Below are 16,561 nucleotides of genomic sequence, written 5' to 3' on the forward strand. Positions count from 1 at the left end.
TACCAAATTTCACCAAAATATGAAATCATTTTGGAAAAATAGTGAAATCAATCATTTCACAAGAATCAATAAAATGATGTCCTATTTCAATCACATCAACTAAACTGATTGTCTGTAATATTTTTGGTAAATCAAATAGATTATCCCCTTCTGAAAAGGTTTCGTATTGAGTGGCAATATATTCTAATGAATTCAGTCCATGTAAAAAATCACCAAACATTTCACTTTTTATAATATCAAGATGCTCTTCTGTTACATCAGGGTCTTTTTCAAAATCACGAATCGCAGAACGAAATTGGTGAGACAGAGCAACTGGCTCACTAGTATCCATTGTTAACATCACAAAGTGAAAATCTTTTTCTACTTCAACTTCTAACGATAATGAGTTGTCTATTTTTCCAGCCTCATAAAGCGTTTGAAATCTTTTAGATGTCCAACCAAACATCATTGCAAATAGCAGTTTTAAAGCAGTCTTATAACGAAATAAATCGGTTCCCGCTAACGATTGACTCCCACGTAACCCGATTGCAAGTTTAGAACTTGCCACTTCCATTCGAACACTCCCAGTAGAAATAACAGGATTTAACGCAAGGGGAAAACGTCTAATCAAACTTTCTTCATCAATTCCCTTCAAAGATTCGTGTTGTTCCTGAATAACAGCAATGGTCTTTTCTAAGTCAAAATTACCAATCAGCAGTAAACTCATATTAGATGGATGATAAAAGGTTTCAAAGTTTTCATCCAAATCCTCAACGGTTATTTCTGTAACTGATTCAATGCTTCCTGCGATATCTTCTGCCAATGGAGTGTCTGGATAAAGATTTGCTAAAGTGTGAAAAAACAGGCAATAATCTGGATTGTCTTTGTACATATCAATTTCTTGCTGGATAATTCCCTGTTCACGTTGAACGGATTTTTCTGTGAAATAAGCATTTTCTAGTAAACTTTGCAACAATCTCACATTTTCTAAAACATTGTCCGTCGCCGAAAAAAGATAACTGGTCTTAGTAAAACTTGTAAAGGCATTGCTCTCAGCGCCTAATTCAACAAACTGTTGTAAAAAATCTTGACCATTTTCATCCTCAAATAATTTATGTTCCAAAAAATGTGCAACTCCTGCAGGGTATTGAACAGCTTGATTAGAACCACGTGGAATAAAAGAAGTATCAATTGAGCCAAAATTTGCTGTCATAATCCCATAAGTTTCATTAAAATCTCGTTTGGGTAAAAGAAATACTTTTAGACCATTTCGTAAAGTAGTCTGATAGACTGCTTCTCCAACTGCTGGATAATCCTTCCTCTCCATTTTTAAAGTTTGCATTATTTTCCTTCCATAAAATAAATCGCTTGTAGCCTGAGTTGTGTTGCAGCAACAATGATATCTTCTCGGCTGATTGCTTCTAAAGCATTTAACCAAACAGCAATTGGCATAAATGTTTTCTGCAAAACAGATGCCATATAAGCTTGTTCTATCAACGTATTTTGCCTATCTAAAGAAAGGAGCATCGCATTTCGTAGCATTTTTTTGGTCTGATTTAACGCCTCATCAGTAAAATGTCCGTTTTTTAAATCTGCAATTTGTCGATAAATTAAACTCACTGTTTTTGTTCGATTTTTCCTATCAATTCCAGCATAAATACGCATCATACCCGAAAAAATATCAATACTACTTGAAATTGTATAAGCTAGACCCTCTTTTTCTCGAACATTAACAAATAATTTTGAATGAGCAAAGCCACCTAAAAGTCCGTTTAATACAATAAGAGGGATATGAGTCTTATCACCATATTGAGTAGAAAAATGATATCCTAATTCAACAATAGATTGATGAGCATCTTTTCGCTCCAATGATTCTTTTAAAACATTCGAAAATTCTTGATGATAATGCAGTTGTAAACTAAGTTGACGAGGATGTAAACCAAAGGTTTTCATATATTCACAGACTTCAATCTCATTAAAATCACCCATAAAAAAGATATCAATTTTATCATTTTGAAGCATTTTTTGAAAAATAGCAAAACTACTTTCTGGTGTTTCCTTGTCAACTAAGTCTGGCGTAGCTAAACGAGGAGTTTGCATTTCCTTTTCTGTATAAAATAATTTATTCAGCTCTTGATGTGCGTGATAAAAATGATCTTCACTTTCAGCTTTTAAATCATTGAGTACATTCGTTTTTTCAATTTCAAAAACAGCCTGATTAAAAGCTCCTTCATTCGCTAAAGGTTTTAACAAGCTATCTTTTAAAAAATCAAGTATCTCTCCTGTTAGTGTATTTTTTCGACTTAAAAACGCATCGCTAACAAAAGAGATATTCAAATCCACGTAATGTATTAGTCCTCTGCGTGATAATCCCGTTGAAAAGTTGGCACCATAAAGAGTTGCTAATCGTTCACGAAAAATCTGCGAAGTTGGATAGGCTTCATTAGCTGTTTCAAGCATACTTGCAACCAGCACGCGCCCCGCTATCGTATCCGTAGACATCGGAGCTGAAAACCTCATTTTTATTCGATTCGTTTTAAATTTTTTGGATGTTATAAAATGGAGATCTACTCCAGAAACCAGCTCCATAGTGTCCCTCATGTTCTTTTAATATTGACTTCTATTATATCACGAAACGATTCCTAATTTCTCCTTCAAGCTTTATTCTTTCAACTTAAAACGTTTTCTTAATGGTGTGATTGTGATAATTCTAATATCATCTTTTCATCTAATTATGATATAATGGCAAAGATCGAGGTGAATTATGAAATATAAATTATTTGATGACTACATCACTCTACAAGCTTTATTAAAAGAAGTCGGAATCATTCAAAGTGGTGGTGCTATTAAAAGTTTTCTTCAAGAAAATCAAGTTTATTTTAATGGAGAGCTCGAAACTCGCCGCGGAAAGAAAATTCACATTGGCGATACTATTACTCTTCCAAATCAAAAATTAGAAATACTGCTGACTGCACCAAATGAAAAGGACAGGGGGGAGCATGAAAAAGAACTTTTAGAAAAAAGACGAGTTGCCACCCTTGTAAAAGAAATGAACAAAAATATCAAAAAAAGTAAATCAACAACAGTAAATCAAAAAGCCAATAAATCTAATAAAAAAGCTCCTATCCGCTTCCCAGGTATTTAATATGTGGTTAAAAAACTTACAAATTCAACATTTTCGTAATTATGAAGCAACTGAAATAGATTTTCATTCTGGTCTCAATATTTTTCTGGGTCAAAATGCTCAAGGAAAAACAAATATCTTGGAAGCTATCTATTTTCTTGCATTGACAAGAAGTCATCGAACTCGTTCAGACAAAGATTTAATTTATTTCTCCAAAGATACCCTGAAAATATCTGGACAACTTGTCAAGCAAACTGGAAATATTTCTTTGGAAATTGACTTGACACCTAAAGGAAGAATTACAAAAGTTAATCATCTAAAACAAAGCAAACTATCTGATTATGTTGGAAATATGAATGTTGTTTTATTTGCTCCAGAAGATTTACAGTTGATTAAAGGAGCTCCAGCCCTTAGACGAAAATTTATTGATATAGAATTGGGGCAAATTAAACCAATCTATTTATCTGATTTATCACATTACCACCATGTCTTAAAACAAAGAAATACTTATTTAAAAACAGCCAAAACGATAGATGAGACTTTTTTAACTGTCTTGGATGATCAGTTAGTAGAGTTTGGTTGTCGTGTTATGCAGCATCGGATAGAATTTCTCAAAAAATTAGAGCACTTTGGCCAACAAAAACATTTGGAACTCTCAAGTCATTTAGAAAACTTAACCATTAAGTACTGCTCTTCTGTTCCACTTTCAGATTCCAATAAGTTAAAAGAATCTTTCCAAATTGCATTAAAGCAAAGCCGTAGTAGAGATTTATTTAAAAAAAATACTGGAGTTGGTCCCCATCGAGATGATATTGCTTTTTATATCAATGACATGAATGCCAATTTTGGTAGTCAAGGACAACATCGAAGCGTGGTTTTATCTCTCAAACTGGCAGAAATTGAGCTCATGGAAACTGTTACTAAAGAAAAACCAATTCTTCTACTTGACGATGTTATGAGTGAACTTGACAATAGTCGTCAACTTAATTTACTTGAAACTATTTCTCAAAATATCCAAACATTTATGACAACAACAACTCTAGAACATCTACAAAACATGCCTTCTAATATTAAAATTTTCTCAATTCATGAAGGACATTTAACTGAAGACAAGGTATAAACTAGATATTAACACGCTTTACACGTTTGTAAAGTATGTTAATTATAAAAGCTCTGCATTATCTACTGCAGAGCTTTTATAATAGATCTTATTGTACAGAATAGTTTGGAGCTTCATTCGTAATTTGAACATCATGAGGGTGGCTTTCTTTCAAACCAGCTCCACTCATTTCAATAAATTGAGCTTTGTCATATAGCTCTTGGAGATTGGCTGCTCCACAATATCCCATACCAGAACGAACTCCCCCAATCATTTGGAAAACGATATCTGCTGCTGCACCTTTATAAGCTACACGACCTTCAATTCCTTCCGGTACCAATTTATTTGCTTCATTAACACAACCTTGGAAATAACGATCGCTTGACCCTTTCTTCATAGCTGCAATCGAACCCATTCCGCGATAAGTTTTAAACTTACGACCCTGGAAAATTTCCGTTTCACCTGGCGCCTCATCTGTACCAGCAAACATTGAACCGAGCATGACCGCATTTCCTCCCGCAGCCAGTGCCTTCACAATATCTCCTGAATACTGAATACCTCCGTCTGCAATAATTGTTTTCCCATATTCACGCGCAACTTGTGCAGCATCATAAATTGCCGTCACTTGAGGTACACCAACTCCAGCAATGACACGAGTGGTACAAATTGACCCTGGACCGATTCCGACTTTCACAACATCAACTCCAGCATCGTATAACGCACGTGCACCTTCTGCAGTAGCAATATTTCCTGCAATCAACGTTCGTTCTGGAAAATGTTCACGAATCTCAGCAATCTTCCGAAGTACTCCCGCTGAATGTCCATGTGCTGTATCAATGACAATAGCATCTGCACCTGCTTCAAATAAAGCTTCTGCACGCTCAAATGTATCAGAAGTAACTCCTACTGCACCAGCAACCAAAAGACGACCATATTCATCTTTAGCTGCATTTGGAAATTCAATTACTTTTTCAATATCTTTAATTGTAATCAGACCAGATAAACGACCGTAGTCATCAACCAATGGCAATTTTTCAATACGATGCTCATGAAGTATCCGCTCTGCCGTTTCAAGGTCTGTCCCAACAGGAGCAGTTACTAGATTTTTACTCGTCATATGCGCTGAAATAGGTTGATTATAATCCGTAATAAATCGCATATCACGATTCGTAATAATCCCAACTAATTTGCGGTTTTCAAGCGTTTCAACAACAGGAACACCACTGATACGATAACGTTCCATCAACTCTTCTGCATCTGATACCGTATGAGTCGGAGTCAAGAAGAATGGATCAATGATAACTCCATTTTCTGATCGTTTCACTTTCCGAATTTCATCTGCTTGTTGCTCAATAGACATATTTTTGTGGATAACACCAAGACCTCCAGCACGAGCAATAGCAATGGCCATTTTACTTTCTGTAACAGTATCCATTGCTGCCGTGATAATTGGAATATTGAGTGTTAAATTTTTAGCCAATTTTGTTTGTAAATTCGCATCATTTGGCAAAACATGACTCTCTGCAGGAATGAGTAATACATCATCAAAAGTAAAACCTTTTTTCAAAAATTTAGTGTCCCAGTTAGACATCCACAATTCCTCTTTTCTTTATTGATTGAGCACAGCTCGTATTTATTGTTAATATGATACCATTCTATCTGTATTTGTCAATCACTATTATCTAAAAAACCATCACTTTTAGTGACAGTCTTTCTTAATTTATTTGAAATAATTAATTCCCATAGCAGATTTTACATCAGAAAGAGTTTGACTAGCTACTTGACGTGCTTTTTCGCTACCTTTTTGTAGCATAGTGTAGACTGCTCCCATATCTTTCGAAAATTCAACACGACGTTCACGAATCGGTCCTAACTCGCGCTCTAAAATTTCTAATAAATAGCGTTTTGTTTTCACATCTCCCAGTCCGCCTCGTTGATAGTGTTCCTTCATGGCTGTAATTTCTCGCGCATCTTCTGGACGACCAAACACATCTAAATAATGGAAAACCATATTGCCTTCTATTTTACCAGGATCTTCAATCTTGATATGGTCAGGATCAGTATACATGCTCATCACTTTCTTTTGTAGAGTATCCATATCATCAGATAAATAAATACCATTATTTAAAGATTTAGACATTTTTGCATTTCCGTCAAGCCCCGGCAAACGTCCTGCTGCTTCATTTTGAGGATAAATGCCCTCAGGTTCTACTAAGACATCACAATTATAAGTATAGTTAAAAGAACGTACAATTTCACGAGTTTGTTCAATCATTGGTTTTTGATCATTTCCTACTGGAATATAATTCGCTTTAAAGGCAGTAATATCTGCTGCTTGTGCAATTGGATAAACTAAAAAACCAGTTGGAATGCTTTCACCGAATCCCTTTTGAGCAATTTCTGACTTGACAGTTGGGTTACGTTCCAAACGCGCTAATGACACCAAATTCATATAATACATTGACAATTCTGACAACTCAGGAATTTGACTTTGAATAAAAATGGTTGTCTTTTCAGGATCTAATCCAGCAGCTAAATAGTCTAATGCTACATTTCCAATTGACTCTACAATTGTCTTAGGATCCTTAGCATGATCTGTCAAGGCTTGCTGATCAGCTAAAAATACAAATAATTCATATTTTCCTTCATCTTGTAATAAAACACGATTTCGCAAACTTCCTACATAATGACCAATATGTAATTTTCCTGTTGGACGATCTCCTGTTAAAATAATAGGTTTTGACATCACATTCTCCTTGAATTTTCTTGATAATATTATACCATTTTCAAGAAAAATGTGTAGAAACTATTTCTATACTTCTTAAAATTATTCGACAATGGAATTACCAGCTTTCACACGCCATCTATAATCAGAGAAAATAATATCTTTCAAAGAATAAGTTGCTTGCCAATTTAAAAATTCTTTTGCTTTAGAGGCATTTGCTAACACACTTGCTGGATCACCAGAACGACGCGCCACAATTTCATGAGGAATTTTTTGCTGTAAAATTTGCTCTGCAGTATTGTAAATTTCCTTGACAGTATAACCTTGTTCTGTTCCTAAATTGAAAATCTGTGAAGTTGACGAATCTGTAAACAAATAATCAAATCCCTTTACATGTGCCTGCGCTAAATCTAAAACATGAATATAATCACGAATGCATGAGCCATCTCGCGTTTCATAATCATCGCCATAAATTTTTAAAGCATCATTTTGTCCAAGAGCCGTTTTATTAATATTAGGGATGATATGTGTCGGTTTTTTAACTCTCAAACCATTTGAAGCATCCATAGCAGCGCCAGCAACATTAAAATACCGAAAAATGACATATTTCCAACTATAGCGGTTGGCCATCCAATAAATCATGCGTTCTCCCATCAGTTTTGTCTCTGCATAAGGATTTACTGGATTTAATAGCGTATCTTCATTTGCAGGTTTATCCATACAATTATTGCCATAAACTGAAGCTGTAGAAGAAAATATAATTTTATCAATTCCTACTTCTGATAATACTTTTAACACCTGATTCATACCTGCTACATTTGCCGAAAAATATTTACTGGGATTTTCAATACTTTCACTAACGACTATTTCACCCGCACAATGTAGCACAGCATCAATTTTATAAGATTGTAAATAAGCTTTTAATGCAGACTCATCATAAACATCCAGTTCTTTAAAGCGTGCTCTTACATCCACCGCTTCCCTAACACCTGATGCTAGATTATCCAAAACATGTACATCATAACCAGCATCTAAAAGCGCCTTTACAGTATGAGAGCCAATGTATCCAGCTCCTCCTGTCACTAAAATTGATTTCATTTTTTCTCCCTCTTATCTTTTTACATCAATACAAGAGTATCTTTTAGTAAGTATTGGTGTGTTTCAACCAAGCTTTCAATTCTATCTCCAATAAGAATCCCATCAAATCCAATAGTTAAAATCTGTTCAATATCTTCACGGTTTACACCACCACCAAAAATCAACTGATATGTAAACCCAAACTTTACACTTAAATTATCCAAATAATCTTTTAAATCTTGAAAACTTTCTTCAACATCTGTAAAGGAATAATCTTTTTTTCCTTTTAATGTTGCACTCAATATTTCGTAAGCTACAATAATATGTTTATCCTGAAGATCTAGATCATCTAAATATGTTGCGCATTCAAAAATAGGATTTTCATGATTTCCTACACAAATAATAGGAATAATATCTTTCTGTAAAGCATTGTCAATCTTTGAGCGAATCATTCTTGTTGTTTCATTTAAATACTTTTGCCTTTCTAAATGACCTACAAAAGCATAATTTATATTGTAATGTTTTAAATGTTGAGGCGATAAATCACCTACATTTCTTCCTTTAATTGACAAATTTTGAACTGCAATGTCAAAATGATATACATTATAATCCGGTATGATAGGATCAATAATCAATTGATGATGTTTGCTCATTGGTTGATTGAACTTCTCTAACAATTCTAATTGTTGCTTGATTGACATCTGATTTTTAAAATTAAAAACAACTAACACTCTACGCCCCCCTTTACACTATTTACAACTCTTTTAAAAAATAATCTTCTATTGTCTGTTTATAAAATTTAAATTGAGGATTTTTCACAACATTATGAAAAGATAGTGTTTTTCTTTTCTTTAAACCACAAAATTCCATGGTCTTATGGAATGAAATCAAAACATCATCTACATTTTTTCCATCAAAAAATGCAGCCGGATTATTAAAAACTTCTTCTGGGGCATTCCAAGTTGTGGATAAGATATATTCTTTATTTTTCATTAAACCACCTTGTCCATAAGTATCTGCAAATGAATAAAATTGACTATATTCAAAGACTTCATCCATATATAATTTCAACTTCCCAGGTACATTAAACCAATAAATAGGAAATTGAAAAATAATCAAATCTGCCCACAAAAACTTATTTCTCTCGTCTATTACATTATAGTCCTCAACTGACGATAATTGCACATCATGATTGTGACGTAATTTATCCAACATAATATTATACAAACTAAAATTTAATTCTCCTTTACAAAACTCATGTTTTTGATAACCATTTACCAATAAAATTTTCATTTTCTCCTCCTAAAAATATTCTAAATTCATTATAAATTTTTGAAATTTCTCTTACTTATCAATATTCTAAAATGTCATATTTTATCCCCGAATCATTTGAAAAAAGTCAAATTTTCTAGTAAAATGAAACTAATTACAGAATTAGGAGAAAAATATTGCTTACAGTATCAGATGTATCACTACGCTTTAGTGATCGAAAATTATTTGATGATGTGAATATCAAATTTACAAAAGGAAATACTTATGGTTTAATTGGTGCTAATGGTGCAGGAAAATCAACGTTTTTAAAAATCCTAGCTGGAGATATCGAACCAACTACTGGAAATATTTCACTCGGACCAGACGAACGTCTCTCAGTCCTTCGGCAAAATCACTTTGATTATGAAGAAGAACGAGTGATTGATGTAGTTATCATGGGAAATGAGCATCTTTATAACATTATGAAAGAAAAAGATGCCATTTACATGAAACCTGATTTTTCTGATGAAGACGGTGTCCGAGCAGCTGAATTAGAAGCTGAATTTGCTGAGTTAGGTGGTTGGGAGGCCGAAAGTGAAACCTCTCAACTCCTCCAGAACTTGAATATCCCAGAAAATCTCCACTATCAAAATATGAGCGAATTATCAAACGGAGATAAAGTGAAAGTTCTCCTTGCAAAAGCTCTATTTGGTAAACCAGATGTTCTATTACTAGACGAACCAACAAACGGTCTTGATATTCAATCCATCTCTTGGCTAGAAGATTTTTTGATTGATTTTGAAAACACCGTTATCGTTGTATCTCACGACCGTCACTTCCTCAATAAAGTATGTACACACATGGCTGATTTGGACTTCGGTAAAATCAAACTCTATGTTGGTAACTATGATTTCTGGAAAGAATCTAGTGAGTTAGCTGCTAAACTCTTAGCAGATCGTAATGCTAAAGCTGAAGAAAAAATCAAGCAACTGCAAGAATTTGTTGCTCGCTTCTCTGCTAATGCTTCAAAATCTAAGCAAGCAACTTCTCGTAAAAAAATGCTTGACAAAATTGAACTAGAAGAGATTGTCCCATCAAGCCGTAAATACCCATTTATTAATTTCAAAGCAGAACGCGAAATTGGAAATGACCTCTTGACAGTTGAGAATCTTTCTGTCAAGATTGACGGTGAAGTCATCCTTGACAATATCAGTTTTATCTTGCGTCCAGGAGACAAAACAGCCTTGATTGGACAAAATGATATCCAAACAACAGCATTAATCAGAGCTATCATGGGAGATATAGACTACGAAGGAACTGTCAAGTGGGGTGTTACAACTAGTCAATCTTATCTACCAAAAGACAACAGCAAAGATTTTGCCAGCGATGAATCTATTCTTGACTGGCTCCGTCAATTTGCAAGTAAAGAAGAAGATGACAACACCTTCCTTCGAGGCTTCCTAGGTCGTATGCTTTTCTCTGGCGATGAGGTTAACAAGTCTGTCAATGTCTTGTCAGGTGGTGAAAAGGTTCGTGTCATGCTTTCAAAACTTATGCTTCTCAAATCAAACGTTTTGGTACTAGATGATCCAACCAACCACTTAGACTTAGAATCTATTTCTAGCCTAAATGACGGTCTGAAAAACTTTAAAGAATCTATTATTTTTGCTAGCCACGATCATGAATTTATCCAGACACTTGCTAATCATATTATTGTTCTTTCTAAAAATGGTGTCATTGATCGTATTGACGAAACCTATGATGAATTTTTAGAAAATCAAGAAGTACAAGAAAAAGTCAATAGTCTTTGGAAAGATTAAACTTTTCAAAAAATAGGAGCTGATGAAAGATTCAGTTCCTTAAATTTTAGTATTTTACGATAGCTTATGAAAAAAATCAAAAAACTCTTCAAAAATTATTATTTGATAGCCTTTTTTATTCCATTTTTGATTCTGTTTATAACTTACCTTATAAATGGAATCTATTGGAAAAGTGACACTTCTCCGCTATTAGGAGACGGATTTCATCAATATGTTATTTTTGATGTCACTTTAAGGAATATTTTGCATGGTACAGATAACATCTTTTATACGTTTACAAGTGGACTCGGTTTGAACTTTTATGCCTTATCTAGCTATTATCTAGGGAGTTTTTTATCACCTTTAGTTTATTTTTTCAATCTAAAAAATATGCCAGATGAAGTATACTTATTTACTTTGATAAAGTTTGGTTTGATGGGATTAACTTGTTTCATCAGTATTAAAGGTATCTTTAAAAAAATTTCTCCTTATCTTATATTAATACTGTCAACTTCCTACGCTCTAATGAGTTTTGCAGTTAGTCAACTTGAAATAAAAACTTGGCTAGATGTCTTCATTATTATTCCACTTATTTTACTTGGTTTACATCAGTTGATTACTCAAAAAAGACGTGTTCTTTACTTTATAGCTTTGTCAATTCTTTTTATTCAAAATTATTATTTTGGGTATATGATGGCAGTCTTTCTTGTATTGTGGTTCTTTGTTCAAACTTCATGGAACTTTAAAATTAGGATTAAATCTTTCATAGACTTTACAGTTGTGTCAATTTTAGCTGGTATAACTAGCCTCATCATGATTCTGCCAACCTTTCTAGATTTAAAAACTCATGGTGAAAAATTAACAAAAGTGACAACCTTACTGACTGAAAAAAGCTGGTATTTAGATATTTTTGCCAAAAACTTTGTTGGATCTTTTGACACAACTAAATATGGCTCTATTCCAATGATTTATGTTGGGCTTATTCCATTATTACTAGCGATTCTCTTCTTCACTTTAAAGTCTATTAAGTTTCACGTGAAACTTTCCTATGTTATTTTAATTATATTCTTAGTAGCTAGTTTTTACTTACAGCCTTTGGATCTGCTCTGGCAAGGTATGCACGCGCCAAATATGTTCCTACATCGTTACTCTTGGACTTTTTCTACTGTCATTATTTTCTTAGCGGCTGAAAGCTTGGAGCGTCTAAAAGAAATTAAATTCACAAACATTCTAGCCAGTTTTTCTATCTTAGGACTTGGTTTTATTGCTACTTTTATTTTTAAGAAGCATTATAAATTTTTAGGTTCTGTTAATTTCATCTTAACGTTAGAATTTTTAGTCGCTTATCTTTTAATTTCTTGGGCTTATGCAAAAAAATATATTTCTGTTAAAATATTTACTGTTTCTACTTTATTATTTGTTTGCTTTGAACTAAGTTTAAATAGTTTTTATCAAATGGAAGGAATTGCAAAAGAATGGGTCTTTGCAAGTAGAAATGCTTATGAACAAGATTTAACAGCTATTGATTTACTCGTCAACTACAGTAAAAAGAAAAATTCCAATTTCTTTAGAACTGAAAAATTAGCTATTCAAACCGGAAATGACAGTATGAAATACAATTATAATGGTATCTCTCAATTTTCTTCTGTTCGCAATATTGCAGCTAGTTCTATTCTTGATAAATTAGGTTTTAAATCATCTGGAACTAATTTAAACTTACGTTATCAAAACAATAGTATCCTTATGGATAGCTTATTGGGTGTAAAATATAATATTTCAACAAACAATCCTCAAAAATATGGTTTTACTTCCATTAAAACGAAAGATAATTTAACACTTTATGAAAATAAAAATGCTAATTCACTAGCATTTTTAACAAATTCAATTTACAGAGATGTAAAGTTTAATCACTTAACATTAGATAATCAAACTCGTTTTCTCAATCAGCTTTCTGGATTAAATTTAAAATACTATCACAGATTACCTCCTACAAGTAATCATAATGTTAAGCAAGTTGGAAATAGAATAGCTGCAGAAGTAGATAAAGAAAGTTATGACTCTTTTGCCAGCATCACTTACACTTTAGAAGTTCCAGCAAATAGTCAAGTTTATTTAACTCTGCCAAACTTAACTTTCTCAAATGATAACCAAAAATCAGTTGACATAACTGTAAATAACAATCAAAAAATGCATTATGGTACCAACAATGTCTTTCCATTTTTTAATCTTGGTTATTTTAAGCAAAAACAAATCATAACCGTTAAAATATCTTTCCCAGATAATTCAAAAGTTTCATTTGATAGTCCTGAATTTTATAAGCTTGACACCAGTCATTTTCAACAAGCGATAAACAAGATTCAACGACAAAAAGTATCTGTGACAACAAAACATAATACAATAACAGCACATTATCAAGCTCAACGAGATAGTTCTTTATTCTTCACAATTCCTTATGATAAAGGTTGGACTGCCACACAAAACGGAAAATCAATTAAAATTTCAAGAGCACAAAATGGCTTTATGAAAATTGATGTCAAAAAAGGCGCAGGAAAAATAAAACTGACATTTATCCCAAATGGTCTTAAAGAAGGTAGTACAGCATTTTTATCTGGAATCGCGTTATTTATAATTTACAATAAGATACGTAAGAAAAAATCGTTATAATTGAAAAACCAAACTGCACAAGAAAACAGTTTGGTTTTTATTATATTTTTACAATGTAAAAAAAGCATTCCTAAAGAATGCTTAGTAGCTCCGGCAGTAGGACTCGAACCTACGACATCATGATTAACAGTCATGCGCTACTACCAACTGAGCTATGCCGGATGATATAGTCCGTACGGGATTCGAACCCGTGTTACCGCCGTGAAAAGGCGGTGTCTTAACCCCTTGACCAACGGACCATATATGTTCTTTCACAGAACATATACTATTATACCAGTTTGGAGAACTTTGTCAATAGTTTTTATTTAAAAATTTAACTATATTTGCTATTTCATTATCTATTCTATTTATCCTTTTAATTCCTCTAAAATAGCTTTTAATTTTCCAATTTTCATTCGAGTAATCGGACAACGATGATCTTCATAAAAAATTATTTCTCGCATTTTTTTGTCATAACCTTTGATGTTTCCAATATTGACTAGGTAGGATTTATGAGGTGAAAAGAAACGTCTTGTTTCTTTATCTTTTTCTTGAATATCTGCAATAGTGCCATAGAATTCTTTAAAAAAGTTTTTACCGACAATTCTTAATTTATGAGAAGAGCCTGTCGTTTCAATATATAAAATGTCATTAAAAGGCATTCTAACCTCTCCGCCACGAAAGCTATATTCAAAATAATCCACCATATCTTTATTTTCAATCAATGTCGCTTTTGTATACTCAATGCTGTCTTTTATATGTTTTTTAAAAGCAACATCACTCAAATTTTTATCAACAAAATCCAGTGCAGATACCTTATATTTGAAGGTCATAGTGGCAAATTCTGATTTCGTTGTAACAAAAACAATAATGGCATACGGATTGTGATGACGTATAAATTTTGCTATTTCTAAACCTTTTGTTTCCTCTCCTTTGATATCAATATCTAAAAAATATAATTGATTTACTTCATCGTTTTCAATATATTCTTTAAATTCCCTTACTTTTCCAGTTACTTTAACTTTTATCGTAATTCCCATTTCTTTTGCAATCTCTGCCAAAGTTGTTTCCATTCTTACTTGATGTGTAATTTCATCTTCTAATACTAATACTTTCATTATAAACCTTCTTTCCTTACTCTTATTACTTGTGTAAAATATTCATCCTCAATTTTAGTATCGAGGATAATTCCTTCATAGTTGTTAATAATTTCTTTGATATTGCTTAAGCCTAAACCACGTCCTTCACCCTTTGTTGAAAAATCAGTTTGGTAAATCTCTTCTAAATCTAGCGGTCGTTTCTTACGTGAATTTTGAATAACTAAGATTGTTTCTGTATCTAAATCCACCAAAGAAACATTCATCGTTTTTTGATAACTTTCTGCTGCTCCTTCTATGGCATTATTCAAAAGGACGCTTGTCATTCTAACCAAATCTAACAATTTAATCGGCAAGGGTTTGACAAAATCTTTTACTTCAAATGTTAATTCTATATTATAGTCACGCGTCTTAAATAAGGTTTGTGTCATAACACTTCTAAGTGCTGAATCTCCAACATTATTTAAATCAAAATACGTATATTTATCTGAACGAAGTTGTAAATTAGCATTTACTAGCACTTCCTGATAAATTCGCTCTACTTCTTTTATATCTCCTGTATGAATGGCTGATTGGAAGCTTGCCAACATTCCTCCATAATCATGACGAAAACCTCGAATTTCATTATACAGACTCACTATTTCATCTGTATATTTTTGTAATTGTAGTTGTTCTCGTTCTTTTTGTTTAATTTGTTCTTCTTTTTCATACTTTTCGCGAATAGATTGTAAGTAGAATAAAGTTGACATAAACATTAAAAAGCAAATTGTAGCAATCATACTAGAAAAACTATTTAAATTTTTCATATTACTAAGCCAATGCGATAAATTTAATAAAAAATGAATAAATAAGAGATAAAAGTTTAACTGCAAAATATTCTCTTTGAAATCCGCCTTTTTAAAATATTTAAAATTAAACTTAAAATAATCAATTGCTTTTAAAATAAAAATTAAAGAAATAATATTGATAAAAATATAGAACAATCCCCAGTATCTATCAACAAACTTATCACCTGTAACAGAAGAAATAATGACTGAAAAGAAGGTTTCAGAACTTGACACAGCTAAAGATAAAAATAGTGCTAAAAATACAGAAAGATGTCTTCTAACTTTTTTTACTTTAAAAAAATATAAATAAAAAAATAATGGTTGAATAAAAAACATCATATATCTAATGGAATAATGTATTAAAGTAGTTAAATCAGTTGAAAATACAATTCCTAAACACAACAAAGTAAAGTGAATATTCACTTTATTCACTCTACTTATTTTCTTATAGCAATATACAACAGAAACAGCTTCTATAATTGAGAAAATAATCCAATGTACAAATTCTATTTTCACAATATTATTCTCCTAAATAATTATTTACCAAAAAGTTTTGAAAAATCAAATCCCATTCTGATTCGACTATCCCCACCAATGATTTTATCTAACTGCTCATCATTCAGTTCTTTAAATTCTACAACTTCCTTTTTTACTACCTCTTTTTTAGCAAACAACTTTTTCATAATTTCTCCTTAATGTTTATTTTTTGTAAGAAATCTTACAAGGTAATTATACAAAATCTTCATAAATAAATTGAAAAAAACTCTAAACGATACATTTTTACATCTCAAAAGACTTCTTTATCCAGTTATAGAAAAAGGCACGCTTTCCCGTGCCCTTTTCTTATATGATCCCAGCAGGATTCGAACCTGCGACCGTTCGCTTAGAAGGCGAATGCTCTATCCAGCTGAGCTATGAGACCAATGCTCTATCATTTTAA

General features: G+C 32.5%; 14 protein-coding genes and 3 tRNA genes. 4 read left to right on the plus strand and 13 right to left on the minus strand.

Annotated features, from left to right (window positions below):
* Nucleotides 1-25: 25 nt before the first annotated feature.
* Nucleotides 26-1,321, minus strand: a complete 1,296-nt coding sequence (gene yfmH, locus IYQ23_RS06365) for an EF-P 5-aminopentanol modification-associated protein YfmH (protein ID WP_195674411.1) — start codon at nt 1,319-1,321, stop codon at nt 26-28.
* Nucleotides 1,321-2,568 carry an EF-P 5-aminopentanol modification-associated protein YfmF gene (gene yfmF, locus IYQ23_RS06370; RefSeq protein ID WP_324253124.1) on the minus strand — a complete coding sequence of 416 codons (1,248 nt, stop codon included), beginning with the start codon at nt 2,566-2,568 and terminating at the stop codon, nt 1,321-1,323. Before yfmF ends, yfmH begins: the two co-directional genes overlap by 1 nt.
* 175 nt (nt 2,569-2,743) lie before the next feature.
* Here yfmF and yaaA point away from each other — a divergent pair, with 175 nt between their 5' ends.
* Together yaaA and recF are read left to right on the plus strand one after the other, a co-directional pair.
* Nucleotides 2,744-3,124 (plus strand): S4 domain-containing protein YaaA, encoded by a 381-nt coding sequence (gene yaaA, locus IYQ23_RS06375; protein WP_106100824.1) that lies wholly within the window; start codon nt 2,744-2,746, stop codon nt 3,122-3,124.
* 1 nt (nt 3,125) lies between these two features.
* A complete protein-coding gene (gene recF / locus IYQ23_RS06380) occupies nt 3,126-4,223 on the plus strand; it encodes a DNA replication/repair protein RecF (RefSeq protein WP_106384229.1) in 1,098 nt (365 codons plus the stop codon).
* 88 nt (nt 4,224-4,311) lie between these two features.
* Here the strand turns inward: recF and guaB are convergent, their stop codons facing one another.
* The 5 genes from guaB to IYQ23_RS06405 all read right to left on the minus strand — a co-directional run bounded on the left by guaB (nt 4,312) and on the right by IYQ23_RS06405 (nt 9,297).
* A complete protein-coding gene (gene guaB, locus IYQ23_RS06385; RefSeq protein WP_195674413.1) occupies nt 4,312-5,793 on the minus strand; it encodes an IMP dehydrogenase in 1,482 nt (493 codons plus the stop codon).
* 129 nt (nt 5,794-5,922) lie between these two features.
* Nucleotides 5,923-6,948: a tryptophan--tRNA ligase gene (trpS, locus tag IYQ23_RS06390; RefSeq protein WP_106100826.1), complete on the minus strand. Its 1,026-nt coding sequence runs from the start codon at nt 6,946-6,948 to the stop codon at nt 5,923-5,925.
* 81 nt (nt 6,949-7,029) lie between these two features.
* A complete protein-coding gene (galE, locus tag IYQ23_RS06395; RefSeq protein WP_022526726.1) occupies nt 7,030-8,025 on the minus strand; it encodes a UDP-glucose 4-epimerase GalE in 996 nt (331 codons plus the stop codon).
* A 20-nt stretch (nt 8,026-8,045) separates the two neighbouring features.
* Complete coding sequence (locus IYQ23_RS06400) at nt 8,046-8,735, minus strand: triose-phosphate isomerase (protein WP_195674414.1); 690 nt, start codon at nt 8,733-8,735, stop codon at nt 8,046-8,048.
* A gap of 22 nt (nt 8,736-8,757) precedes the next feature.
* A complete protein-coding gene (locus IYQ23_RS06405; RefSeq protein ID WP_022526724.1) occupies nt 8,758-9,297 on the minus strand; it encodes an NAD(P)H-dependent oxidoreductase in 540 nt (179 codons plus the stop codon).
* Between the two features lie 155 nt (nt 9,298-9,452).
* Here IYQ23_RS06405 and IYQ23_RS06410 point away from each other — a divergent pair, with 155 nt between their 5' ends.
* Nucleotides 9,453-11,075: an ABC-F family ATP-binding cassette domain-containing protein gene (locus IYQ23_RS06410; protein ID WP_195674415.1), complete on the plus strand. Its 1,623-nt coding sequence runs from the start codon at nt 9,453-9,455 to the stop codon at nt 11,073-11,075.
* Nucleotides 11,076-11,141: 66 nt separating this feature from the next.
* Entirely contained in the window at nt 11,142-13,718 is a 2,577-nt protein-coding gene (locus IYQ23_RS06415; RefSeq protein WP_195674416.1) for a YfhO family protein, read from the plus strand.
* Nucleotides 13,719-13,806: 88 nt separating this feature from the next.
* Here the strand turns inward: IYQ23_RS06415 and IYQ23_RS06420 are convergent.
* From IYQ23_RS06420 to IYQ23_RS06445, 6 genes are all read right to left on the minus strand, one after another.
* Nucleotides 13,807-13,880: transfer RNA gene (locus tag IYQ23_RS06420), tRNA-Asn, on the minus strand.
* A 5-nt stretch (nt 13,881-13,885) separates the two neighbouring features.
* A tRNA-Glu gene (locus tag IYQ23_RS06425) sits at nt 13,886-13,957 on the minus strand.
* A gap of 108 nt (nt 13,958-14,065) precedes the next feature.
* Nucleotides 14,066-14,815 carry a competence system response regulator transcription factor ComE gene (comE, locus tag IYQ23_RS06430; RefSeq protein ID WP_022526721.1) on the minus strand — a complete coding sequence of 250 codons (750 nt, stop codon included), beginning with the start codon at nt 14,813-14,815 and terminating at the stop codon, nt 14,066-14,068.
* Nucleotides 14,815-16,137, minus strand: a complete 1,323-nt coding sequence (locus tag IYQ23_RS06435) for a sensor histidine kinase (RefSeq protein WP_024052477.1) — start codon at nt 16,135-16,137, stop codon at nt 14,815-14,817. The genes comE and IYQ23_RS06435 overlap by 1 nt, the downstream gene beginning before the upstream one ends.
* A 20-nt stretch (nt 16,138-16,157) precedes the next feature.
* Nucleotides 16,158-16,304, minus strand: a complete 147-nt coding sequence (locus tag IYQ23_RS06440) for a bacteriocin (RefSeq protein ID WP_003029519.1) — start codon at nt 16,302-16,304, stop codon at nt 16,158-16,160.
* Nucleotides 16,305-16,469: 165 nt separating this feature from the next.
* A tRNA-Arg gene (locus tag IYQ23_RS06445) sits at nt 16,470-16,543 on the minus strand.
* Between the last annotated feature and the right edge of the window lie 18 nt (nt 16,544-16,561).

The sequence above is a fragment of the Streptococcus sp. HF-100 genome (assembly GCF_015594635.1).
GTDB lineage: Bacteria > Bacillota > Bacilli > Lactobacillales > Streptococcaceae > Streptococcus > Streptococcus vaginalis.